Origin of the sequence: uncultured Alistipes sp. (assembly GCF_963931675.1) — a bacterium.
Taxonomy (GTDB): domain Bacteria; phylum Bacteroidota; class Bacteroidia; order Bacteroidales; family Rikenellaceae; genus Alistipes.
Genome location: NZ_OZ007039.1, coordinates 2970842 through 2995748, shown reverse-complemented (window position 1 = coordinate 2995748; position 24907 = coordinate 2970842). Strand labels below are relative to the sequence as shown.

Sequence of the window (24907 nt, the reverse complement as noted above, 5' to 3'; positions counted from 1 at the left end):
TCTTCTGAAATCGGATGCTTGATCCGTTCGATGCCACGGGCCACATGAGCCACGAACGGTGTATGGCCAGCTTCGAACCCTTCCTGCAGGCCAACCGGCGAACGACCAACACGGTTTTCCACGTTTCGCTGAACCCCTCGCCCGAAGACCGTCTGACCGATGAGCACCTGGGCGAGATCGCCCGTGAATATATGGAGCGGATGGGTTACGGCGAGCAGTCCTACATCGTATTCAAGCACCGGGATATTGCGCGCGAGCACCTGCATATCGTGTCGCTTCGTATCGACAGAGAGGGGCGGAAACTGCCTCATGACTTCGAGGCCCGACGTTCCGTAGAGATTACGCGGGACCTCGAGCAAAAATACGGGCTACACCCGAGCATCAAAGGCCAGGAGCTGCAGGATCGGGAGGAATTGCGCAAGGTGGATTATCAGAAGGGCGATGTCAAGCAGCAGGTCTCCTCCACCGTAAGGTCGTGCCTGCGGCATTACCGCTGCGCCTCCTTCGGAGAGTGGCGGACGCTGCTCGAAACCTTCAATGTCTCGGTCGAGGAGCGAACCGGAACCATCGACGGACGCGATTATGCCGGGATGATTTACGGGGCGCTGACCGACGATGGTCATGGCATCGGAACGCCGTTCAAGTCGAGCCGCATCGGGAAGGATGTCGGATATGAGGCCCTGCAACGCTACTATGAGCGTTCGAAAACGGCCTTGAAGGAGCCCGGAGCTCTTGACGGATTGCGGGAAAAGGTTGTTGATGAAATGGCGCGGTGTTCAAGCCGGGCGGAGTTCTGCGAGCGGCTGCACGACAAGGGTGTTGATGCGGTATTCCGCCTCAATGCTGCGGGACGAATCTACGGCGTAACCTTTATCGACCACAAGCAGGGAATCGCAGCCAACGGATCCCTGCTGGGCCGTAGTTTCTCGGCCAATGCCTTCGAGCAGCAGTTCCATACCGAAACGATGAGTATGGGTGTTTCTCGGAGTACCTCTAAACAACCACAATCTTCCTCAAAAGAACTATATCAGTCGGATCAGTTGATCCATCCGTTGGACGCGATTCTGGAATTGGCAGATGTGCAAACCTACGAAGAGCAACAACAGCAGATTCGGAAAAAGAAGAAAAGGTCCATGAATCGGCACTGATCCAACCTCATATTTATACTACACAGGCTCAATGAACACCCGTCACTGCCACCCGGTCCAGCAGATAGCCACCCCATGCAAAGATGCCAAAAGAACAGCTCTTGGCCTCGTTTGCACAGGGTATCTTTGCCTCTTTTGTAGTCCGGACTTCCGGGCAGTTTCTAAAATCTACAATATTGTGTCGTTTTAATTCGACTACGCCTTAAACCAATCAATTCAGTTGGTTCAAATATTGCCATAAGAGCCTTTCATTGGTAAGTCAAGATTTCTTTCGCAAAATAGCAAAGCCCTGCCATATAAATAATTTGCATTTTGTCAAGAGCGTTATTCATTCGGAAGTTTGTAAATATCGACGAACTAATTTTTTATCAAATTTATTCATTTCTGCCTTTGGCTCGTTTGTATTCGCTCGGAGAAACCCCGTAGTACTCCTTGAACTGACGGCTGAAATGGTTCGGATTGCAGTACCCCAGTTGGTAGGAGATCTCCGACGAGGTTTTGTCCGTCGTTTGGAGCAGTTTCGCCGCCTCGCGCATCTTGATTTGCAGGATAAATACCGAGGGCGTCTGATCGAACAGACGTTTCATGTTCAGATACAGCTGTGTACGGCTCACGTTCACGTGCTGTGCCAAATTGTTGACCGACAGATTCGGATCGTCCAAGTGGCCGTAAACGTAGTTCGTGACCGAAAGGATGAAGCGTTCGTCGGTGCTGTTCACCTCCCCGGTCGGAACACCCGCGCTCCCCGCCGCCAGGTAGTAGTCACGCAGTACATCTTTCGTACGCAGCAGGTTGTTCAGTTGCAGGAACAGCTCCTGCAAGTTGATCGGCTTCTGGAACATCGCATCGGCTCCGCACTGCAACGCCCGGATCCGGTTCTCGCCCGAGAGCTCGAAACTTTCCAGAATCACCGGAATGTGGCGCGTACGGTTCGACTGCTTGATCATCGCACACAGATTCGCCCCGCTCGTGCCCGACAGCTGCATGTCGCAGATGACCACGTCGATATTCTGGGATTTGAGCAGCAACAGCGCCTCGTCGCCCGTCGCCGCGCTCGACACATGGAAATGTTTCTGCAAACGCTTGGTCAACACCCGTTTGGAGTCAGCATCGTTCTCGACGAGCAGGATCCGGAATTTCCGGTGTCCGTCGGCATCGAGGAAACAGGGTTGCGAAGCCTCCTCGAAACCGATCGTATGGTCCACGATCCGGTCAACAATCCCCGTCGTGGCTTCCGGCTGTTCGGTCACCGCCCCGTCGTCCGGGACGAGCGGAATCTCGATCCGGAACAGGTTGCCCTGCTGCGGGACCGCCTCGACCGAAAGCCGCATGTCGAACAGCTGCGCGATGCTCTTGACCAGAGCCAGCCCGATCCCGCTCTCCGGCAGACCGCCGGCATCATAGGAACGGAAAGCGGCCTGACATTGCTCCTCGCTCATGCAAGATCCGCTGTTGAAGAGCTCGACCACGGCCCGCTCCCCGTCGACAGCAAGCCGCAGCCGGCACTCCCCGCCCGTCGGGACCGACTTGAACGTATAGCCCAGCAGGTTGCCCAGCATCATCTCCATCTTCGCCGCGTCGAACAGCATCGGCAGGTTCCCGACCTCGGAGCGGAACCCATGCACGATCTGCTTGCGGTCGTAAAGGGGCACGAAACTTCGGTAAATGCCATCGAGGAAGGGCACGAAGTCGTATTTGCGGATCGAGAGCGCGATGTTCCGCGATTCGATATTGCGGAAATCCTGCAACTGATCGACCAGGAATCCGAGCCGTTTGATATTGCGCCGGAAGATCTCCGGATCGCTGCCGGGATCTCCGCCCGGAGGCGGGAGCACGGAGTCCTGCAAGGTCGAAAGCACCGACAGCGGAGTCTTGAACTCGTAGGTGATGAAGCTGAAAAAGTCGAGTTTCAGGGCGTTGATCCGCGAACGTGTCTCCTGCTCCCGGCGCGCCTGCTCGACGAGCGAACGCGCGAACCGCTGCCGCCGCAACAGCCGCACGAACTGCCAGACCACAAGGCCCAGCACCACGATGTAAAGACCGATCATCGGGCCGCTCAACAACACCGGCGGGCGAACCCGGACAACAATCCGCCGCTCGTCGAGCAGCGTCCCGTCATCGGCCACGAGACGCACCGCAAGCCGGTAACGGCCCGTCGGCAGTCCCGTATAGGAGATCTCCTGCCGGGGGCCCAGTTCGTACCAGTTGTCATCGAAATGCTCCAACCGGTAAAGGCACGCATAGGACGACGTGCGGAAAACATCGTAGTCGATCACAGAGACCTCGAAGGTCACGAACCGCTGGTCGTGGGTTAGGACGATCTTCTCCGTCTCGTTGAGCGGACGATCCAGCACGCCGTCACCCACCGGCACCGGGCGGTCGGCGAGTTTCAAGCCGGAGAGGAACAGGGTCACCGGCTGCGAAGGTCGGTTTTCCAACCTCGACGGATGGAACGAGACCAGTCCGCTCGTCGTTCCGAAACAGATCCCGCCATCCGGGCCCACATAGGACGAACGGACGTTGAACTCGTTGGTTCCCATCCCCTTCGCAAGGCTGTAACGGCGCAGTTCCCCGAGGGAGTCCAACCGGAGGAGGTCATTGCCCGCCGCCAGCCACAAATGCCCGTCCGCATCGCCGCGCATGCCGGCAATGCCGCCGTTGATCTTCGGATGGCCCTGCACCACCGGAGCGAAGCGCCCGGACTCGAAGCACCACACCTCCCCTTTGGTCGTTCCCAGCCACAACCGACCCGAGGCATCCATCCATCCGCTCTGAAAATAGGGCGCGAGCCCCTTCGATTCGGGAGCCTTGTATTCGGAGACCCGACCCGAAGCCCTGTCGAAACAGACGACCGACTTGAAATTGACGAAGCAGACCGTATCGCCATGCGTGAAAACATCATAAAAGGCGAAATCCTCCGCCCCGCATTCGCACAGCACCGAGAAATCGTCGGTGGCGTAACGGTAGATGTCGATTCCCTTCTCGTGTGCCACGAACATCGTATCGGCATTCAGCGGGCAAAGCGACAGGACGTTGCTTCCCGAAAGCGACCCGGGACGGTCGGTCCGGCGCGTATAGAGACGGACCGAGCCGTCGGCCCGGAAACGGTAAAGCCCGCTGGACAACGACCCCGCCCAGAGATTCCCGCGCCGATCCTGCTGCAAGGCGAGGATATTGTCGTTGATGCCGTGCGTGCGGCTCGAAATGCGCCGGACAAGGTTGCCCGAAGGGTCCAGCACATCGATTCCCGTGCTGTTGGTCGCCACCCACCAGTTACCCCGTTCGTCGCGCAGGATGCCGTTCGCCGTCACGTTCCGGAAGCGGTGCGCACCGACCGAACCTAGCGTATGAAACTCGACGCCGGATTCGAGTTCGCCGATCGAAAAGAGACCCGCAAAATAGGTTCCCAGCAGCATGTCCTGACGCCGGGTCCGGAAGATGGAAACCACGGTATTCAGCACCGCATTGTCGTTATGTTCACAGACGTAATTGCAGAAAAAATCATTGTTGTAGTCATAGACCGAGACGCCATTGTTGTGGCCGATCCAGAGGCGGTCGTAACGGTCTTCGTTCAAGCTGGCGATGTTCTCAATCTCCGACACCCCGAAACGGGCAGCAATCGGCTCGTGTAAGAATTCGTCCTTCGTCCGGTTGTAACGATAGAGGCCGTCCTTGACGGTCCCGACCCAGACGCATCCCTTCGAGTCGGCGTAGAGCTGGACCCCAACCAACGGAGAGTGGTCAACACTAGCCAGTTTATAGGTCGCGGCAATCCCGAACGAGCGGTCGATCCGATAGACCCGGTCCTTCGACAATCCCCACAGCTGTCCGAATTTGTCGTAGCACATGTATTCGTAGGGTGTCCCGTCAGCAACAAGTGTCAGCCGGTCGCCGTCGCAGCGGTAAATCCGGTTCTGGGTTTTGAGCAGCACTGTACTGTCGACTTGCAGAATCGTACGGACATACCCCACATCGCGGCCATTCCACCTCAGGCGCGAAAAGCGGCCGCTCGCATAGTCATAAGCCTCGGCGAAGAGCGCCGTCCCGACGAGGATCCGATCACCCGTGTCGTGGAGCGAGTAGATTTCCAGGCCGGCGTAGGGTTCGACTTTTTTCAGCGAACGGCTGTCGTAAATATCCAGTCCCTGGGAGGTCCCGATCCAGATCCGGCCGTAACGGTCGTCGCCCAGCGCCGTGATGCGATTGCTCGAAAGCCCGTCGTTCTTGCTCAAATGTTCATAGTTCCAGATCTCCTCTTCGTGCTGTGCGCAAACAGGAAAAAGACGGAGAAGCAGGCAGAAAAAAAGGACCGAAAAGTGTTTCATCCGGTTGGTTTTTCCCGAAAGTTAAGATATAAATTTGTATTTTCGGCCATTTGAAGCTTGTATTTTTGTTCACGAAATATATCTGTTTGTTCAAAACGCATCGCCGAACAAACTCCTAACCGAAGCCGCAATCTTTCTAAACACCGGGATAGCACGAGACGCCGGAATTCTTTTAATTTTGTTATAAACAAAACCTCAACCAGACCATGAATTCCACACAGCGCACCCTTCTTTGCTCGCTGCTCCTGCTGTCGGCCGGCATCTTCGGCCGATGTCCGCACGCCACGGCCGGCAACGCTGGCCGGAGGGTCGTCCGCGTCGCCGACTACGGGCTGCAACCCGGCACGGGCGAGAACGCGCTTCCGATCATCCGGAAGATCCTCGACGAACACCGCAACGACAAGGCGTTGCAGATCCGGTTCGCTCCGGGACGCTACGACTTCTTCCCCGATCCGCAGCGACAGGATGCCGGGCAACCCACCACGGCGCTGGATCTCGAACGGATGCGGAACGTCGAAATCGACGGGCAGGGCTGCGACTGGATCTTCCACGGACTGATGAAGCCCCTGCGGCTTATGGAGTCCCGGAACGTCACGATCCGGAACCTGCGGATCGACTGGCAGCGCCCCTACAACTCGCAGGCCACGATCGTCCGGGCCACGGATACCTATCTTGATATGGAGATCGACACGCTCCGCTATCCCTACGCCGTACAGGGCGATTCGCTCGTCTTCATCGGCGAATACGGCATCCAGCGCATCGTCCCCGAATACGCCAACCTCTATGACGGAAAGACCCATGAGTTGGTCTATCAGACGCGGGACGTACCGCTGGGCCGGGAGATGTTCCGGGCCCGGGTCTCCGACCTCGGAGGCAATCGCGTACGGTTCCACTACCGCCCGGCCATGAAGCCCGATTCCGGAACGGTCATCGTCTTCCACCACGGACGCTACATCGTCAACGGCATCGAGATCTTCGACAGCGAACAGGTCCGCATCGAGGAGGTCACCATCCACCATACGTTGAGTTGCGGCGTCTTCGCCGTCCGCACGCGCAACATCGCGATGATCGGACTCGACATCGTCGCCGACGAGCAGGCCGGGCGGATGTTCAGCACCATTGCCGACGCCACCCATTTCATCGGCTGCACGGGAACGATTCTCTTCGACGGCTGCTCGGTCAGCGGTTCGGGCGATGACTTCACCAATGTCCACGGCATGTACGCCCCGGTCACGGAGGTCTGCGACGACCACACCGTGCGGATCGCCCCCACGGGCCGCGACTCGGGGTTCCGCCCCGGCGAACGGGTCTGGGCTCTCGACACGGCCACCATGCAGCGAAGCCGCCCGCTGACGGCCCTCGGCACAAGCCCGATCAAGGGAACGCACGACTATCTCCTGCACTTCAAGGAGCCTGTCTCCGGACGGATCGCTGCGGGGCACATTCTGGAAAACGCTTCGCTTTGCCCGAAACTGATCGTCCGCAACTGCCGGATGCTCAAACAGAACCGCGGACGTTCGATTCTGGTGACGACTCCCGCCAGGGTGCGCATCGAGCACAACTATTTCCGTTCGGCCGGCGCCGCCGTGCTGATCGAGGGCGATACGGAGCTGTGGTTCGAATCCGGCGCCGTCGGGAATGTGGTCATCCGCGACAATATCTTTGAAGATTGTTACACCTCGGGCAACAACCTGATCGACGCTCCGTGGGGATGGGGTGAGGGTGTCATCTCGATCTCGCCCTCCTTCCGGCCTGCAGACGAGACGGTCGCAGCCTACCATCGCAACATCCGCATCAAACGCAATACGTTCCGCCATTTCGACTACGCCGTGCTGTTCGCCCGCTCGGTCGAAGGGCTGACCTTCTCGCGGAACACGCTGGAACGGACCCACACGTTCAAGCCCTTCTACCGCCCCTGCAACCTCTATCTGGACGGCTGCCGCAAAGTCCGGATCAGCCGCAACCAATTGAGCCCCGACTTCCCGGGACATAACATCTGCATCGACCACATGCGCGCCTCGGAGATCGTACAGTCCGGAGCTCGAACCTTCGAAATCACCCCCAAACTAACCGACCGATAATCATGAAATTGCCATTTTTGTATCTCGCAGCCCTTCTCGGCCTCCTGTTCCAGGGGTGCGGCAGGCAGCACGTGCGGCAGATCTCCATTCCGCTCGACGGCCGTACGGACTACACCTCCCTCATCCGCGAAATCCTCCGAGAACATCCACAGGGTGAGATCCGGCTGGAATTCAATCCCGGCGTCTATGACTTCTACCCCGAAGAGGCCGAAGAGCGCTTCCTCCGGGTCTCGAACAACGACAACGGAACCAAACGCATCGCCTTCCCGCTGGACGGCATGCGCCGGGTCACCATCTGCGGGAACGACACCGAATTCCGTTTCCACGGAGCGATCGTACCTTTCTACATTGCCGACTGCGAGGAGGTGACGCTCCGCGGCCTGACGTTTGACTACGACCTTCCGTTCGTGCTGGAAGGCCGCGTGATCGCCCGGCACCCCGAGATCCGGGGCGTCGATCTGAAAATCACCAGCGGGAATCCCGTCCGGGTCGTCGACGGGGCTCTGCACTTCTCCGGATACGACTGGGAGCGCACCCAGGGCGACAACATCGTCTTCGATCCCGAAACCCGCGCCCCCTACTACAACACGGCCCGCTTCCTGCACCCCTACTGGAAGGGACAGTTGAAGGCCGAGATGCTCGGCAAGGACACAGTCCGGCTCTTCGGGTTCCTCTCGCCGGAACTCCCGCCCGTGGGTTCCATCTTCGCCGACAAGGGCCCGTTCCGCGAAAACCGCCACTGCCCGGGCATCGTCGTGCACGCCACGCGCGGGCTGACCATCGAACAAAGCGTCATCCATGCCTCGGGAGCCATGGCGCTGATTTGCGAAAATTCGGAGGAGATCTCGCTCAACGGCTTCGACGTCCGCCTGCGGGAGGGTTCCGGCCGCTTCATCTCCGCATCGGCCGACGCCACCCACTTCGTCAACTGCCGCGGTACGATCCGCTTCGACGGCTGTCTCTTCGAGAACATGCTCGACGATGCGACGAACGTTCACGGAACCTACCTGCGTGTCGACTCGATCCGCGGAGGACGGCTCCTCACGGCCCGTTTCGGGCACGTCCAGCAGCAGGGATTCGACTTCGCGCGCAAGGGCGACACGCTCCGGCTCATCGACCGCGTCTCGCTCCGCCCGCAGTGCACCTTCGTGGCCGAAGAGGCCCGGCCGCTCGACGACGAAACCTGGGAGATCCGCTCCGCCGCCGACCTTCCCGACTCGCTGCCCGAACTCCTCGCCGTCGAGAACCCCTGCCACATGCCCGCCGTCGAGATGCGACGCTGTACGGTGCGCAACAACCGTGCCCGTAGCATCCTGATCTCCACACCGGGCCGGGTCGTCGTCGAGGAGAACTACTTCTCGTCGATGATGGCCGGCGTACTGATCGCAGGCGACGCCAACTCCTGGTTCGAGTCGGGCAGCGTGCGCGACGTGCTCATCCGCAACAACACCTTCGTCAACTTCGGAACTGGCGGCGAAAATCCCCAGTCCGTGCTGCAAATATCCCCCGAAATCCCGACCGCGGGCCGCGGCGGCGACTTCCGCTACCACGGACGCATCGTTTTCACCGGCAATACCGTCCGCACCTTCGATTCGCAGGTCATCTACGCGTTGAGCGTCGACCGGCTGGAAATCACCGGCAACCGCTTCATCCAGAGCCGGGACTATCCGCCGATCTTCGACGGGCTCTCCTACATCGACCTGCAATACTGCCGGGAGGCCGACATCTCGGGCAACCGCTTCGAGGGCGACCGCACGGTCGAGGTCAGCGCCGTGGCCTGCGACTCGGTCCGGCTGAATCCCCGTCAGGCAGGATTCGCACCCGCCGTGGTGAACAAGCCCAACACCTTCTTCTACAAACAGTAAGAAACCTCCTGAAAACACGAACGCCATGCGCAAGAACAGACTCACGGCACTCATCGCGGCACTCCTCCTGCTCGGAGGGTGCTCGCGTCCGGAATTCCGCCCCGGAGCGGTATGGACCGACACCGACGGCGCCGTCATCAACGCCCACGGAGGAGGCATCCTCTACGACGGCGGACGCTACTACTGGTTCGGAGAACACAAGGTCGAAGGTACGGCCGGGAACCTCGCCCAGGTCGGCGTCCACTGCTATTCGTCGATGAACCTCTACGACTGGCAGAATGAAGGCATCGTCCTGCCCGTGGAGCCCGAAGGCTCCGGAAGCCCCATCGAAAAGGGCTGCATCCTCGAACGCCCCAAGGTCATCCGAAACGCCCGGACCGGGCAGTATGTCATGTGGTTTCACCTCGAACCGAAAGGAGCCGGATATACGGGCGCAATGAGCGGCGTGGCGGTCAGCGACCGTCCGACGGGTCCGTACCGGTTTCTGAAAGCCGTGCGCCCCAACGCCGGGCACTACCCGGTGAACGCCCTGCCGCAGCACGCCGGCCCCAGCCGCGCCGAAGGAATGCGGTTCGACGGCGGCAGCCTGCCCGAACATCCCGACTCGTTGAACATCGTCGGGCGCGACATGGCCGGCGGACAGATGGCCCGCGACATGACGCTCTTCGTCGACGATGACGGCCGCGCCTACCACATCTATTCGTCCGAGGAGAACAGCACGCTCCACATCGCCGAACTCTCCGACGACTACCTCTCGCACAGCGGCCGCTATGCCCGCTTCTTCGTCGGGAGGTTCATGGAGGCCCCCGCCATCGTCAAGCACGACGGACGCTACTGGATGATGATGTCCGGCTGCACGGGCTGGGCGCCCAATGCCGCACGGTCGGCCGTGGCGGACTCGATCTGGGGTCCGTGGACCGAGTGCGGGAACCCCTGCTCCGGGCCGCTGGCCGAAACAACCTACGACTCGCAGAGCACCTTCCTGTTCACCGTCGCCGGCACCGACCGCTGCATCTACATGGGCGACCGCTGGAATCCCGAAAATGCCGCCGACGGGCGCTACGTCTGGCTTCCCGTCCGGTTCGACGGCGACCGTTTCCGCGTCGAGTGGCACGACCGCTGGCGCTGGGAAGAGTGACCACCTAAAAAATAAAATATGAGCAAAATTTACCAACCTAAAAACGATCAAAAATGAAGAAATTCAGCTATTCCAAACACCTGCGTTTGTGGCTCGCGACACTGGCTGGATGTTTCATCCTGGCCGCGCACGCACAACCCGGCGCGGAGGTCCGCATCCAGGGCAAGGTGACGGACAAACAGCTCAACCCCATCGTCGGCGTCGTCGTGGCCGTGCAGGAGCGGCAGGCCGGCACCACGACCGCGTCGGACGGCTCCTTCTCGATCCAGGCCCGGATCGGCGAGACGCTCGAAGTCTCCTACCTCGGGTACAAGAAACAGCAGTTCAAGGTGACCCGGGCCCTCACCGGTCTGGACATCGTCCTCGAGGAGGATGCCCTCTCCCTGGACGATGTCGTGGTCGTCGGATACGGCTCGACCAGCAAGGAGAAGCTCACCGGAGCCATCGCCACCGTCTCGACCTCCGACTTCAAGAACCGACCGATCACCGACGTCTCCCTCGCCCTGCAAGGCAAGGTCACCGGCGTACAGGTGACGCAGACCTCCGGACAGCCCGGCGCCGACAGCGGTACGATCACCGTGCGCGGTATCGGTACGCTCAACGACTCGTCGCCGCTGATCATCATCGACGGTTTCGAATCCTCGTTCGACAAGGTGGACCCGAAGGACATCGAGTCGATCTCGGTGCTCAAAGACGCCGCCTCGGCCGCCATCTACGGTAACAAGGCCGCCAACGGCGTCATCCTGATCACCACGAAAAAGGGCCGTTCGGGAAAACTCTCGGTCGAATACAACGGCTATGTCTCCGTGCAGCAGGTGACCCGCTATCCCGAACTCCTCGGGGCGGTCGACTACATGACGCTCTACAACGAGGCGTGCCTCAACTCGGGGCAGCAGCTCCGGTACAGCCAGAGCTATATCGACCACTTCGACGGCAGCGACCCGGCACTCTACCCCGACCGTGACTGGGCGGATTTCTACTTCAAGCCCGCCGTGATGCACAACCACTACGTCAAGCTCGCCGGAGGTTCCGAACAGCTGGCCTACACGCTGTCGATGGGTTATCTCGGGCAGGACGGTATCCTCGAAGGAACGGAGTTCGACAAGTACAGCTTCCGCATGAACGCGTCGAGCTCGCTGCTGAACGACCGGCTGAAAATCTCAACCAACATCGCCGGCTATTCGGGCGTCAAGACCGACCTCGTGGACGGAACCGGAAACACGCTCTACCGGATCGTCGCCATGACCCCGATGGTCAACGCCAGGATGGAGGGATACGGATGGACCGACTGGTTCTATGACGACGCCGCACGCGAAGCCGGCGGATACAACCAGACCGACATCGGGAATTTCAGTGGCAACATCAACATCCAGCTCTCGCTGCTGAAAAACCTCAAACTGGAAGGTGCCGTGAACTTCGACCGGACGACCGAAACGGGGCAGATCTACGCCCCGGACGTCGAGCTCTATACGGTCTTCACCGGCGCCGACGGATCGCAGACCATCGGCGAAAGCAACTCCCGCGAATCGTCGATCACCGAGTCGACCTACCGCTACGGGAATCTGTCCAGCTATGTGACCCTCTCCTACTGGGCCACGGCCGGCGAGAACCACCATTTCAAGGTGATGGCCGGATGGCAGCAGGGACAGTGGAACAACAAGTACTACAAGGCTTCGCGCACGCGTCTGACGACCAACCTCCCGTCGCTCGAAGTCGGAGACCCCGCCACGCAGAAGAACTCCAGCTGGGAGACCGAGGTAACGAGCCTCTCCCTGTTCGGGCGCTTCAATTACGACTACAAGGAGAAATACCTCTTCGAGGCCAACGTCCGTTACGACGGGTCGTCGAAATTCGCCACCGGGCACAAGTGGGGTCTCTTCCCCTCGTTCTCGGCCGGATGGCGCATCTCCGAGGAGAAGTTCATGCAGGATGTCCGCTGGATCGACGAGTTGAAACTCCGCGCATCGTGGGGCCAGCTCGGAAACGAGAAGATCTGGAGCTCCTACGCCGGCATCGACATCCTCTCGATCGGCTCATGCAACTACATTTGGGAGAACCAGCAGGCAACCGGCGCCGCCACCTCCTACATCGCCAACAAGGACCTGACCTGGGAGACCACCACGCAATACAACATCGGAGCCGACCTGCGGCTCTTCGGATCGCTCTCCTTCACCGGCGACTTCTACGTCAAGGAGACCGACGACATTCTGATGCAGCTCCCCGTTTCGGGCATCTTCGGATTCACCGAGGACCCGTGGAAGAATGCCGGACGCATGCGCAACGTCGGCTGTGAGTTCGCCCTCTCCTACAACAAGATGTTCCGCGAATGGGAGTTCTCGGCCGGGGCCAGCATCTCGTTCAACCGCAACGAGATCCTCGACCTGAAAGGCCAGAGCCCGATCCTCAACTCCACGACGGGCATCATCCTCGAGGAGGGACGGCCCATCAACACCCTCTACGGATATGCCATCGAGGGCATCTACCAGAGCGACGAGGAGATTCACAACCATCTGCAAACGTTCGACCGCGACGGAAATCCCGTAAACTCCTACTCGGGACTGATCGCCGCTCCCGGCGACATCCGCTTCAAGGACCAGAACGGCGACGGCATCATCGACATGGACCACGACCGCGTCGCGCTGGGCGACCCCAACCCCGACTTCCTCTACTCGTTCAACCTCGGGGCCCGCTGGAAGGGTTTCGACGTCACGGCCTTCTTCCAGGGCGTCTACGGCGGTGAGGGGTGGAGCTCCGGCGAGCTCGTATCGCCCTTCTTCAACGGATACAACTCCGCCGCCTGGATGACCAAGCGCTGGACCCCCGAAAACCCCAACAACACCTATCAGCGCGTCTACATCGACAGCCAGCGCGCCTCGATCAAGTCGGAATACTATGTCGAGGACCTCTCCTATCTGCGTCTGAAAAACTTCGAGATCGGATACACCTTCCCCAAGGAGTGGCTCGCGAAGATCCACCTTTCGGGCCTGCGCGTCTTCGTCAGCGGACAGAACCTCTTCACGCTCACACGCTACAAGGGATTCGATCCGGAGCGCGCCGGCGTCAACGCAACCAACATCTACGACTATCCGCTGGTCCGCACCTTCACGGCCGGACTCAACGTAACCTTTTAAGCCTATCCGACCATGAAAAACCTGAATACTTTCAAGACACTCGCCCTGGCACTGCTGCTCGGTGTAGCGGGCGGTTGCAGCGGGTATCTCGACACGGTTCCCGTGGACAAGTCCTCGCCCAACACTTTCCTCAAAGGCATCGAACAAGCCCAAAGCATGCTCGCCGGCATTTACTACTGCTTCTATGACGAATCCCCGGCCTACATCACGCCCTACACCTACGAAAACATGTGCGACAACTCCTACAACCACCACACCTGGGAGTTCAGCGCCGAATTCGCACAGGGTACGCAGACCGCTGCCAGCTGGTGGGCCGAACTCAAATGGACCAAGGACTGGCAGGCCATCTCCCGGGCCAACACGCTGATCCGTTCGATGGCCCTGGCGTCGGGCATCAGCGAGTCGGACAGCCAGAAGATCCTGGCCGAAGCCCGGTTCCTCCGCGCCTGGTTCTATTTCGATCTGGTACGCTTCTACGGCCGCGTGCCGCTCGTCGACGAAAACTCCCCGCAGGAGAACGCTCCCCGCGAAGATCTCGACAAGGTGCTGGCCTTCATCAAGGAGGATGTGAAGTACGCCATCACCTACCTCGACAACATCCTCGGTGGCGAGGTGGCCTGTCAGGGTTCGGCGCAGATGCTCAAACTCCAAATCGCCCAGTACGAATACGACCACGCAACGGTCATCGAATGTGCCAAGGCCATCCAGGCATTGGGATATGACCTCTACGGCGACTTCCGCAAGCTGTTCCTCGACGAGGGTATCAACGACCCGGCAAACAAGGAGGTGATCTTCAAGGTCAACTACGCCGAGGATCTCCAATCGAGCTACATGACCCAGCTGTGGTACAACTGGTTCTCGTTCAACACGACCCTCGAAATGGTCAACAGCTTCTTCACGGCCAACGGACTGCCCATCAAGCCGCTCGAAGCCGACAACGGAGCCTCGATCCCGGCCGACCCGACCTACGACGAGGAGCATCCGTTCGACAACCGCGACCCGCGGCTGAAACTCTCCGTCCTCTGCCCCGGCGACGAGTACCGCTGCGACGGAACCTCCCGTTACCAAGCCCACTGGCAGCCCGCCAACTGGGATAACAAGACCGGATTTGCCGCCAAGAAGGGTGCCAACGAAACGCTGCTGAATCTCGACAACGACGGCGGCGACAAGATCCTGATGCGCTACGGCGAAGTGCTGCTGGCGTGGGCCGAGGCCGAAAACGAACTCAACGGCCCGGCGGGCGTATACGAGTTGATCGACCCGCTGCGTCGGCGTGTCGGCATGATCACGCTCACGGAGTCGCTGCCCAACCTCACGAGGGAGACTATGCGGGCGCTGATCCGCAACGAACGCCGCGTGGAGCTCTTCCACGAAGGACAGCGCTGGCACGACATCCGCCGCTGGAAGATCGCCGAAAAGGTGATGACCGACGCCCACGGACTCGACGTCTCGAAACTCCAGTACTACCCCGTGAGCGGCGAACCGACGCCCTACTGGCAGTACGTCGAAGTGGTCGTCGACAAACGCTCCTTCAACAAGGACCGCGACTATCTGTGGCCCATTCCGCTCAAAGAGCTGAATGCCAACCCGCTGATCCGCGACGACCAGAACCCCGGCTACTAATCCACAATCCGAACAGACATGAAAAAGCTTGCAACATACTGCATTCCGTTCGCCGCGGCGTTCACCCTGGCGGTGACCTCCTGCGAACAGAAGGTCGATTATGTCGACCCGACCTGGGCGCGCGCCATCTCGCCCGCCGAAGGCGCGACGCTGAAAATTGACTTCTTCAAACCCGACGACAAACAGATCTTCACCTGGGAAGCACGACCCGGCGCCACGTACCGGATCTCGTTCGACGTGAACATGTACTTCGAGAACGCCGTCACCTTCGACATGGGGACCAAGGACTCGCTCGTGCTGACCAATGCCGAGACGCTCGACATGCTGCGCGAGGTATGGCCCGACTTCTCGGGCAACAAGCGCTTCTTCTGGCGCGTCGAGCAGACCCGCAACGGCGAGGTCCGCAGCGTCTGGCGTCATTTCAGCGCCATCCCGCTCGTCGAGAGCTTCACCGATCCCCGTGACAACCAGACCTACGGGGCCTGCCAGTTCATCCTCAACGACGGATCGCTGATGACCATCATGTCCGAAAACCTCCGCGCCACGGCCTACTCCGATGGGGAACCGCTGCCCGACGAGGCCAAGATCGCCATGGGCGACGGTTACTGCAACGACCCGCTCTATGTGCAGAAGGTCGGCCGCTACTACACGTGGGCTGCCGCCACGCGCTTGACCTGGGACGAGGCCAAGGCCGCCTACGAAGCCGGCGAGACGGTGCAGGGCGTCTGCCCCGAAGGGTGGCACCTGCCGTCGATCGACGAATTCAACGCCCTGCGCGAATACCTCGGGGCCGACACGGGCGCCGATGCCGTGAAGGATCCCTCCTACTGGCCGACGACGGCCTCCATCACGAACAGCGCCAAGCTGAACATCGTGGTGTCGGGATTCTACTGGCACGAAGGGCTCACGTTCCTCACCGACCCGACCTTCACGGCCCGCTTCTGGAGCTCGACGCCCCGGTTGGCCGGCATGCAGTTCTCCTACGGCGACACGGCATCGGCCGACGATCCGACGAAAGCCGTGCTGCTGTCGATCTACGACGATGCCTCGTCGCTCAACATCCAGTCGTACAGCATCGTCCCGACTGTTGAGAACCACATGTATCCCATCCGCTGCGTGATGGACCCGATGTAACCCGCAAAATCCGAAAAAGATGAAAATGTACACCATCATACTCGCGGCGCTGCTGGGCATCAGCCAGCTGGCCGCCTGCCAGAAGGAGGAGACCTGGAAGGACGAAAACGGCAAGGGCAGCGTCTCCTACCCGCACCGCTACTACATCGACCCCGAAAACGGCGCCTATTACAATACGGGACACTCCCCGGAACAGGCCTGGGAGAGCGTGGACCGCATCATGGAGCAGCCCTGGAAGGCCGGCGACACGATCCTCATCAAACGGGGTACGGTCTATAACGGCACGCTCACGCTCCGCGGCAGCGGAACGGCCGAGGCCCCGATCGTCCTCGGGTCCTATGGTGACGAGAGCCTGCCGTTGCCCGAAATCGCAGGTGGCGGAAGCTACGAGACCATTCTGATCCGCAACGTGCAGTACTGGGAGTTGCAGGATCTGAAAATCACCAACAAGGGAAATGAACCGCGGCCCAAGATCGCCGGCATCCGGATCGAGGCCGACAATATCGAGGGCGGCGTGATGAACCATATCCACATCCGCCGGTGCGAGATCGCCGACGTCTACGGCACGAAAACCCACCACAACGAAGGCGGCGGTTCGGGCATCTTCTACTACAACGTCATTGGCGGCACGAACCCCTCGTCGTTCAACGACCTGGTGGTCGAGGACTGCCGCATCGTCAACTGCCAGCGGGACGGTCTGACGGGCTATCTGGCCACGGGCGACCGCACGCAGCGCAAGGCCAACACGGGATTCATCTTCCGGCGCAACGTCTTCGAGGGGATACCGGGCGACCAGATCATCGTCAACGGCTGCGACGACGCGCTGGTCGAATACAACATCGTCCGCAACTGCGCTCCGGGCGACTTCGCCGATGAAAACATCCCGAACCGCATGGAGGCCGCCGCAGCCCTGTGGTGCATCCACAGCGACGGGACCATCTTCCGCTACAACATCGTGCAGGACCACAAGGCCACGTGGGACGGACAGGCCTTCGACTGCGATCAGAACTGCCGCAACACGCTCTTCGAATACAACATCTCCTACAACAACGTGGGCGGATGGCTGATGCTGTGCCCCAGCGACGTCTCCTTCGACAAGAACTACGTCTCGCAAGAGGGAACCGTCGTGCGGTACAACGTCAGCATCAACGACGGCACGCGCGATTACGTGAAGGGCAACGGACAGACCCTCTCGTCGACGATCGACGTCGTGGGACGCGTCGGGTCGTGCCACTTCTACAACAACACGATCATCAAGACCCGTTCGGCCGCAACCCATGCGGACAACACGGCCATCACGTTCGACAACTACACGAACATCCCCGGTTCGCTGCTCTTCACCAACAACATCTTCTACAACACGACCGGCACGGCCAACCCCTTCACGAAGGTCGGGGCCGGAGAGTTCATCGACAACCAGGGATTGATCCTGCGCAACAACTGCATCTTCGGCTACCAGGAGGGAACCATCCCCGGGAGCGACGAACACAACACGGCCAACATCTCGGCTGACCCGGCGTTCGTCCGCCTGATCGAGGAGTTCACGTCCAACAACAACCTCGTCGACCGCGACGAGATCCTCGACGGGCTGCGCCTGGCAACGGGTTCACCCTGCATCGGAGCCGGGATCGGAATCCCCGAGGATCCGATCTTCCCGTTCTCTGAGGACTTCTGGGGAGAGCCCGTCGGCGATGCCCGCAACATCGGAGCCTACAACCATTAAAAAACACCTTCGACCATGTACAGACTCATTCGAAATATCGCGATCGCGGCTCTGTTCATCAGTGCGCTGTGGGCATCGAGCTGCAACAAGGAGAACGATTTCTACGAAGTCGGACGGCAGCCGGTCTCCCTGACCCGGCCCCAGGCCGACACGGTGATCATCCTCGACTACGAACACCCCGATTCGCTCTTCACCTTCGCGTGGAGTTCGCGGCGGCACTTCATCAACTACAAACTGCATTTCGGACTGGACGAGGCCTTCACGACCTCCTGCGAACAGGATCCCGGCGTGAGCGAGTCGTGGAAACTGACGACCATGCAGCTCGACTCCGTATTGAGCTCCATGAAGGTCGGGATCGGCGAAACGGTCCGTCTCTACTGGACCGTGACGGTCGTGGACCCGACGGTCGGCTGGTGCGACGAGGTCCGGCAGCTGACCATCACGCGCTGCGATCTCCCCACGGGGCTGATCCTGCTCACGAGCCCCGAGAACGAGGCTGAAATCCTCCTCGACAAGAAGACCCCCGAGGCCGAAGTCGCCTTCTCGTGGGAATGCGTCTCGACGGTCCCCGACTACAAGCTGCTGTTGAGCCTCGACCCGCTCTTCCCCGAGGAGGGGACCCTGTCGACGGAGTGCGGAAGCGAGACGTCGCACGCCTTCACCACGCAGGAGATGGACGAATGGCTCGCGGCCGCCGGAATCGAGAAGAACACTGCGGCCACGGTCTACTGGAAGGTGACCGGTACGGGCGACCTGAACAACCCGATCGAGAACAGCGCGGTCCGCGAAGTCTCGATCCGCCGGGTGACGAAAGACCCGGTAGCGCTGACGCTCGTTGCGCCCGATGCCGACGGCGAAGTGCTGCTCGATGCGGATCTGGCCGAGGAGAGCGTCCGCTTCGAGTGGTCGTGCGACACAACGGGCGTTGACTACACCCTGCGTCTCTACGACGCGGAGTTCGAGAAGGAGGTGACGTTCGAAGCCGGTGAGGATTGCCATTTCGAGATTTCGCAGGGCGATCTGGACCTGCTGCTGGAACAGACCTTCGGCATGGTGGCCTCCCAGAAGAAGAAATTCGTCTGGAACGTGGTTCCGAGCGACCCGGAGCGCGCCACGGCCGAGGAGGAGGATCGCACGGTGATCATCCGCCGGTTCGAGGCCGTGACGGCGGCCGAACCCATCACGCTCACCGAGGGCCCGGCCGATGGCGCGGAATTCCATCTCGACTACGGCAGCCGGGACGAGGTGCTGGCGACGGCCGCCTGGGAGTGCAACGCCCGCAACGTCACCTATGCCCTCGAATACAGCCTCGACGCCGAGATGAATGCCCCGAAGATGCATCCGCTGACGACCGAAAGATCCGTGGAGATGACCCACGCGCTGCTGGACGGGCTGCTCTCGGATCTGGGCGGCGCCTACCTCACCCGCACGATCTACTGGCGCATCACCTCGACGGTCAACATCAAGACGACGCCGTCCGAGATCCGGTCGCTCCGGCTCACCGGCATGCTGCGTCCCTACACGGACCTGCGCGACCCGGAGAATCCCGAGGTCTACGAGGTTGTGAAGATCGGCGAGGACTTCTGGATGGCCGAGAACCTGCGGGCCATGAAGTACAGCGACGGAACGGCCTTCACGACCGTTGACGAGATCTACGGCAATCCCGCGGCCAAGAGCTACACCGACGAACTGATTGCCGATCCGAAGATCCGCGGCGTCTATTACAGCTGGCCGACGGCCCTGCGGACCTACGACGAGGCGACCGAGGCCGAAGATACCCGGATGCAGGGCGTATGCCCCGACGGATGGCACGTATCGACGATGCAGGAGTGGCGGGCCTTGCAGACGGTAGCGGGCAGCGACGCCTCCCGGATCAAGTCGGCACAGTACTGGACCGGGAACACCGGCACGAACGAACTCGGATTGAACATCGTTCCGGCGGGCAAGTTCTGGCACGGCAATGTCGGAGCTCCGGACAATGCCGTGGACAAGGCAAGCTTCTGGACCACGACCAAGGCCGACGCCACGACGGCACAGATGTTCGAGGTATTCGGTTGGAGCAACGAGATCGTACCGTGGAACTTTAACTCGCGTCCGTGGAGCGAAGGCGACGGTACGGCATCCATGCTGGTCAACGTCCGTTGCGTCCGCGACCGCGATTAGCTAGTATGGAGTCCGGGCGGAAGTAATCCGTTCGGACCCCCTTTTACACAGTGAAACCATGAAACGACTGTTGTTTTTTATTCTGACAGTCGGAAGCCTATTCACCGCGAGTGACCTCCCTGCGGCCCGACCCGTCGTGGGGTTCCTCACGAACGGGGAGGGAAACCGCATCGACTGGGCCGCAAGGCTTCCGGAGTACGACGTCGCAGAGGCCGGCGAAGGACAGTTTCTTCTCTCCCAGCAACACTGGGATCTGGACCGACGTCTGCTGAACCGCCAGCCGGCAGCGTGCATACTCCATGCTGGTCTGCCGGAGATCCTTCTCGGACAGCCGTTGCCGCGCATTCTGGATGCCTTCCGTTCGGTCTGCATGCGGCTCGACACAACGGGCATCCGGCCGGTGCTGCTCCTGACAACGCCGGTTTCGGCCGCACATCCCGTCGTGAACGCCCGGATCCGGCAACTCAACGACGCCCTGCGATCGTGGGCTGCCGGGCAGGGAATCGTCTGCCTCGACCCCTCGGAGCGGCTCTGCAAGGACGGTGCGCTCGACCCGGCCTGTACCTCCGACGGCATGATGCTCAACGCCGCCGGGCAGGAGTTTCTCGTCGCCGAAGTGCGTGATTTTCTCCGGACGATGGACGCCGGCGGAGAGGAACTTCCGGCAACAACCCGTGCGGAACTCTCCGGCGAAGTTGCCCGCCGCATCCTGGCGGCATCGCCCCGGGAGGTGCGGATCGTCCTGCTGGGAGACTCCCTGACGGCCAACGGCGGGGACTGGAATCCCCGTCTCGGACGCCACGATGTCCGCAATGCCGGGCAGGGCGGTTTTCTGACCGGGCAGATGGGCTGGCTGCTGGACACCTGCGTGCTGGCGGCCCGGCCCGCACTCTGCTTCGTGCTGGGCGGCATCAACGACCTGTTCAACGACATCCCGCCGGAGGTGATCCTCGCCAACCAGCAGCGGATCGTCACCCGGCTGCGCGAGGCCGGAATCCAGCCCGTCGTCCAGTCGGTGCTACTCGTTCACAACAATGCGGCGCTCAATGCACGCATCCGGAGCCTCAACACGGCCCTTACGGCGTGGTGTGCGGAACAGGGGATCGACTGGCTCGACCTAAACCGCGGACTGACGGATGACCTCGGACTAAAAGCCCGATACACGACCGACGGGACCCACCTCACGGAGGAGGGGTACGGAATCTGGTCCGGCGTGCTGCGGCAATACCTCGACACCCAAAACCTCAAACAGACAACAACACCTCGGATATGAAAAAACTGCTTCTGGCGCTCGTCCTTTTCGCGACGGGCAACCTGTGTATCGGCGCCGAAGCCGGCGTCGGCATTGTACCCAAGCCCCTGTCGGCAACCGTCGGGGAGGGTGAATTCCACGTAACCCCGCAGACGGGAATTACCGTCGGCCGCGAAGCCGGATTGCGGCGTTCGGCGGAGCTCTTCGCCCAATGGGTTGCCCCGACGCTGGGCGGCGAACTGAAATGCGGCGACATGGGCGCCATCTCGCTGGGCATAGACTCCTCGCTCGACGCCGAAGCCTACACGCTCGACGTCGCCACGACGGGCATCACCCTCCGCGGAGGATCCGCGCAGGGCGTCTTCTACGGCTTGCAGAGCCTGCGGCAGTTGATCGTCGCAGGACGAGGCACCGTAGCGGCCGTGTCGATCGTGGACAAGCCCTGTTTCAGATATCGCGGCGGCATGCTCGACTCGGGACGTCATTTCTGGACGGTCGACGAGGTCAAGGAGTTTATCGACATCCTGGCCATGCACAAGATGAACCGCTTCCACTGGCATCTGACCGAAGATCAGGGCTGGCGCATCGAAATTAAACGCTATCCGGAGCTGACCCGTGTGGGCTCGGTCCGCAAGGAGACGCTCGTCGGGCACCTTACCACGTCAAGCGAATACGACCGGACTCCCTACGGCGGCTATTACACGCAGAGCGAGATCCGCGATATCGTGGCCTATGCCGCTGAGCGTTACATCACGGTCATCCCCGAGATCGAGCTTCCCGGGCATGCTGTTGCGGCGCTTGCCTCCTACCCCTGGCTGGGATGCCGGGGCGAAGGCTACGAGGTCCGTACGACTTGGGGCATCAGTTCCGATGTCTACTGCCCGGGCAAGGAGACCACGTTCGAGTTTCTACAAAACGTCCTCGCCGAGGTGATCGGGCTCTTCCCGTCGAAATACATCCACATCGGCGGTGACGAGTGTCCGAAGGAGAGATGGAAGGCGTGCCCGCTGTGTCAGCAGCGCATCCGGGAGGAGGGGCTGAAAGATGAGTTCGAATTGCAGAGCTACACGGTCCGCCGCATCGAAACGTGGCTCCGTGAGCACGGCCGCGAGATCATCGGCTGGGACGAAATCCTCGAAGGCGGCGTGTCGAAGACCGCCACCGTCATGTCATGGCGCGGTTCCGAAGGCGGCATCGCGGCCGCCAAGGCGGGCAACCACGTCATCATGACACCCAATACCCATTGTTATCTCGACTATTTTCAGACGAAGGATCCCGTTCACGAACCGCTTGGCATCGGCGGCTTCCTACCCATGCGCGAGGTCTACCGGCTGGATCCTTACGAGAAGCTCAACGACACGGAGCAAGACTATATTCTGGGCGTGCAGGCCAACCTCTGGACGGAGTACATCGCGACGGCCACCCATCTGAAACACATGCTGCTGCCGCGACTGGCCGCCGTGGCCGAGGTTGGATGGGCCTACGACCGCAAGGATTTCGCGGATTTCACGCGCCGCATGTCGACGCTGCGCAAATGCTACGACGCCGCAGGGCTCAACTACGCCACCTATTTCTTCGACGGCAAGGAGGAGTGACTCTTCATTACCGCATCTATGACGGGCTTGATGCTCCGGATAACGGTGGATGCTGTTGTCGGGAAGTAGTTATTTCAGCATAAAAAATTCTGGAGATATTTTTAAAGAATGTGGAAGCGGAGCCTACCAGGCTCCGCTTCCACATTCTTCGTCGGCGTGGGGACTCCGCACGTATTCGGCCCGCCCTCTGTTGGCATGGCATCCCTGACCGATTCGACCACTCCTATCATCTCGTGCCCCTCCGTTGCATCCGGAATGGTCTGCGGAACGCAGCTGCGGTCGATGGACTAGCCGCTGGGATAGATGCTCCCCAACATGACGCAGTCCGGCCCGTTTTTTGCTTCATGCAGGGCAACATCAAGGACGTCTCGCCGGAGGTAATCCTCGCCAACCAGCAGCGAATCATCTCCCGGTTGCGGGAGGCCGGAATCCAGCCCGTCGTCCAGTCGGTACTACTCGTTCACAACAATGCGGCGCTCAATGCACGCATCTGGAATCTCAACACCGTCCTTACGGTGTGCGGAACAGGGGATCGACTGGCTCGATCTGAACCGCGGACTGACGGACAACAACGGACTGAAAGCCCGATACACGACTGATGGAACCCATCTCACGAAGGAAGGATATAGTATCTGGGCCGAAGCGCTGCGACAACAACTTGGATATGAAAAAATGGCTTCAGACACTCGTCCTTTTCGTAACGGGCAACCTGTGTTTCAGCGCCGAAGCCTACACACTCGACGTCTCCACGACGGGCATCACCCTCCGCGGAGGATCCGCGCAAGGTGTCTTCTATGGTTTGCAGAGCCTGCGGCAGCTGATCGTCGCGGGACGCCGTACTATAACGACCGTATCGATCGTGGACAAGTCCTGTTTCGGATATCGCGGTGGCATGTTCAACTTTGGGCGTTATTTCTGGACGGTCGACGAGGTCAAGGAGTTCATCAACCCATTGGTCAGTAGAAAATATGTTGTTCCCATTAGAGCAAATTTTTTTGAGAAAATCATATCTAAAAATGATGCTTGGATGACCATGCTTAAGGTAAAGTTTTTATCAGTTCTATTTAAAATACACTTTCGAAAAGTATCCCATATTGATTTGCGTGTTGATTTGTAAATAAATTTTATTGCAGATGGGGCCTTATATTTAGTCTAAATATTGGGGCGGGGCTTTTTTAGAAGAAAAGTTGCGTCATAAAACATTATTAAATCATAATCAATAATAGGAATGTATTAGAATTCTAAAGTTTTTATTTGGATAGACTGGATCGTTTTATTAGAGGGTCGTATTGTTATCGTCGTATGGCATACGATTCAAAAAGACAAAAGATCCCAATCACATCTCAGCAGTGATGATTATTTATTTAGAAAGGAGTGGCTTGGTATTATATTATTGGGGTTACAATTTTGTTGCTAATATTGGTTCGGGGCGTCTTGTAGGGTTCGCTGGCTCTGGAGTAACATCTGGAGTTGGTATGGCCTATTGGAAAATGCAGGGAATAGAGGATCCTTCTTTTAGTCCCTTTTTATCAATATGGCAAAAAGATTCAGTCGTAGCGAATTTCTCAAACTCCGCCATGCAATGAACATCAATACGAGTTTCAAGAATCCGGACAATTGCCGCTGGGCTATTCTGAACCGCAAGAACCGTCTGACCCACTTTCTTGATACGTTGCGGGGTACGTTAGCCGAGTTGAGTCAGAAGTAAACGGTTCTTCCATAAACGACC

General features: G+C 59.8%; 15 protein-coding genes. 14 read left to right on the top strand and 1 reads right to left on the bottom strand.

Translation table 11 applies throughout. The features are described 5' to 3' along the window. Positions 1 to 14: 14 nt before the first annotated feature. Positions 15 to 1148 (top strand): conjugal transfer protein MobB, encoded by a 1134-nt coding sequence (gene mobB, locus ABGT65_RS12790; RefSeq protein WP_346702699.1) that lies wholly within the window; start codon positions 15 to 17, stop codon positions 1146 to 1148. A 374-nt stretch (positions 1149 to 1522) separates the two neighbouring features. On the opposite strand, the gene ABGT65_RS12785 is transcribed toward mobB, so the two are convergent. After that, positions 1523 to 5473: a two-component regulator propeller domain-containing protein gene (locus ABGT65_RS12785; RefSeq protein WP_346702697.1), complete on the bottom strand. Its 3951-nt coding sequence runs from the start codon at positions 5471 to 5473 to the stop codon at positions 1523 to 1525. A gap of 206 nt (positions 5474 to 5679) precedes the next feature. Between ABGT65_RS12785 and ABGT65_RS12780 the strand changes: the two genes are divergently transcribed. The 13 genes from ABGT65_RS12780 (at position 5680) to ABGT65_RS12720 (ending at position 24886) form a co-directional block, all read left to right on the top strand. Continuing rightward, positions 5680 to 7554 carry a hypothetical protein gene (locus tag ABGT65_RS12780; protein ID WP_346702695.1) on the top strand — a complete coding sequence of 625 codons (1875 nt, stop codon included), beginning with the start codon at positions 5680 to 5682 and terminating at the stop codon, positions 7552 to 7554. Positions 7555 to 7556: 2 nt separating this feature from the next. Then, the gene (locus ABGT65_RS12775; protein WP_346702693.1) at positions 7557 to 9419 is read left to right on the top strand and encodes a right-handed parallel beta-helix repeat-containing protein; all 1863 of its coding nucleotides are present in this window, start codon (positions 7557 to 7559) and stop codon (positions 9417 to 9419) included. 25 nt (positions 9420 to 9444) lie between these two features. Then, a complete protein-coding gene (locus ABGT65_RS12770; protein WP_346702692.1) occupies positions 9445 to 10557 on the top strand; it encodes a glycoside hydrolase family 43 protein in 1113 nt (370 codons plus the stop codon). Positions 10558 to 10610: 53 nt separating this feature from the next. Continuing rightward, positions 10611 to 13688: a TonB-dependent receptor gene (locus tag ABGT65_RS12765; RefSeq protein WP_346702690.1), complete on the top strand. Its 3078-nt coding sequence runs from the start codon at positions 10611 to 10613 to the stop codon at positions 13686 to 13688. Positions 13689 to 13700: 12 nt separating this feature from the next. Beyond that, complete coding sequence (locus ABGT65_RS12760) at positions 13701 to 15311, top strand: RagB/SusD family nutrient uptake outer membrane protein (protein WP_346702688.1); 1611 nt, start codon at positions 13701 to 13703, stop codon at positions 15309 to 15311. A gap of 18 nt (positions 15312 to 15329) precedes the next feature. Beyond that, positions 15330 to 16445 carry a fibrobacter succinogenes major paralogous domain-containing protein gene (locus ABGT65_RS12755; protein WP_346702687.1) on the top strand — a complete coding sequence of 372 codons (1116 nt, stop codon included), beginning with the start codon at positions 15330 to 15332 and terminating at the stop codon, positions 16443 to 16445. 19 nt (positions 16446 to 16464) lie between these two features. Beyond that, positions 16465 to 18168 carry a xylose ABC transporter gene (locus ABGT65_RS12750; RefSeq protein WP_346702685.1) on the top strand — a complete coding sequence of 568 codons (1704 nt, stop codon included), beginning with the start codon at positions 16465 to 16467 and terminating at the stop codon, positions 18166 to 18168. A 15-nt stretch (positions 18169 to 18183) separates the two neighbouring features. Continuing rightward, on the top strand, positions 18184 to 20331 hold the full coding sequence (locus tag ABGT65_RS12745) for a SusE domain-containing protein (protein WP_346702683.1): 2148 nt from the start codon (positions 18184 to 18186) through the stop codon (positions 20329 to 20331). A 58-nt stretch (positions 20332 to 20389) separates the two neighbouring features. After that, entirely contained in the window at positions 20390 to 21604 is a 1215-nt protein-coding gene (locus tag ABGT65_RS12740) for a GDSL-type esterase/lipase family protein (RefSeq protein ID WP_346702681.1), read from the top strand. Beyond that, positions 21601 to 23178, top strand: a complete 1578-nt coding sequence (locus ABGT65_RS12735; RefSeq protein ID WP_346702679.1) for a beta-N-acetylhexosaminidase — start codon at positions 21601 to 21603, stop codon at positions 23176 to 23178. The genes ABGT65_RS12740 and ABGT65_RS12735 overlap by 4 nt, the downstream gene beginning before the upstream one ends. A 344-nt stretch (positions 23179 to 23522) precedes the next feature. Beyond that, entirely contained in the window at positions 23523 to 23777 is a 255-nt protein-coding gene (locus ABGT65_RS12730) for a hypothetical protein (protein ID WP_346702678.1), read from the top strand. 65 nt (positions 23778 to 23842) lie between these two features. Then, positions 23843 to 24295: a glycoside hydrolase family 20 zincin-like fold domain-containing protein gene (locus ABGT65_RS12725; protein ID WP_346702676.1), complete on the top strand. Its 453-nt coding sequence runs from the start codon at positions 23843 to 23845 to the stop codon at positions 24293 to 24295. A gap of 465 nt (positions 24296 to 24760) precedes the next feature. Next, complete coding sequence (locus ABGT65_RS12720) at positions 24761 to 24886, top strand: hypothetical protein (RefSeq protein ID WP_346702675.1); 126 nt, start codon at positions 24761 to 24763, stop codon at positions 24884 to 24886. Positions 24887 to 24907 lie beyond the last annotated feature (21 nt).

What these genes read in the sequence shown, in the direction of transcription:
- mobB (WP_346702699.1), top strand. Translation starts at nt 15, where the DNA reads ATGCTTGATCCGTTCGATGCCACGGGCCACATGAGCCACGAACGGTGT.
- ABGT65_RS12785 (WP_346702697.1), bottom strand. Translation starts at nt 5,473, where the DNA reads ATGAAACACTTTTCGGTCCTTTTTTTCTGCCTGCTTCTCCGTCTTTTT.
- ABGT65_RS12780 (WP_346702695.1), top strand. Translation starts at nt 5,680, where the DNA reads ATGAATTCCACACAGCGCACCCTTCTTTGCTCGCTGCTCCTGCTGTCG.
- ABGT65_RS12775 (WP_346702693.1), top strand. Translation starts at nt 7,557, where the DNA reads ATGAAATTGCCATTTTTGTATCTCGCAGCCCTTCTCGGCCTCCTGTTC.
- ABGT65_RS12770 (WP_346702692.1), top strand. Translation starts at nt 9,445, where the DNA reads ATGCGCAAGAACAGACTCACGGCACTCATCGCGGCACTCCTCCTGCTC.
- ABGT65_RS12765 (WP_346702690.1), top strand. Translation starts at nt 10,611, where the DNA reads ATGAAGAAATTCAGCTATTCCAAACACCTGCGTTTGTGGCTCGCGACA.
- ABGT65_RS12760 (WP_346702688.1), top strand. Translation starts at nt 13,701, where the DNA reads ATGAAAAACCTGAATACTTTCAAGACACTCGCCCTGGCACTGCTGCTC.
- ABGT65_RS12755 (WP_346702687.1), top strand. Translation starts at nt 15,330, where the DNA reads ATGAAAAAGCTTGCAACATACTGCATTCCGTTCGCCGCGGCGTTCACC.
- ABGT65_RS12750 (WP_346702685.1), top strand. Translation starts at nt 16,465, where the DNA reads ATGAAAATGTACACCATCATACTCGCGGCGCTGCTGGGCATCAGCCAG.
- ABGT65_RS12745 (WP_346702683.1), top strand. Translation starts at nt 18,184, where the DNA reads ATGTACAGACTCATTCGAAATATCGCGATCGCGGCTCTGTTCATCAGT.
- ABGT65_RS12740 (WP_346702681.1), top strand. Translation starts at nt 20,390, where the DNA reads ATGAAACGACTGTTGTTTTTTATTCTGACAGTCGGAAGCCTATTCACC.
- ABGT65_RS12735 (WP_346702679.1), top strand. Translation starts at nt 21,601, where the DNA reads ATGAAAAAACTGCTTCTGGCGCTCGTCCTTTTCGCGACGGGCAACCTG.
- ABGT65_RS12730 (WP_346702678.1), top strand. Translation starts at nt 23,523, where the DNA reads ATGCAGGGCAACATCAAGGACGTCTCGCCGGAGGTAATCCTCGCCAAC.
- ABGT65_RS12725 (WP_346702676.1), top strand. Translation starts at nt 23,843, where the DNA reads ATGAAAAAATGGCTTCAGACACTCGTCCTTTTCGTAACGGGCAACCTG.
- ABGT65_RS12720 (WP_346702675.1), top strand. Translation starts at nt 24,761, where the DNA reads ATGAACATCAATACGAGTTTCAAGAATCCGGACAATTGCCGCTGGGCT.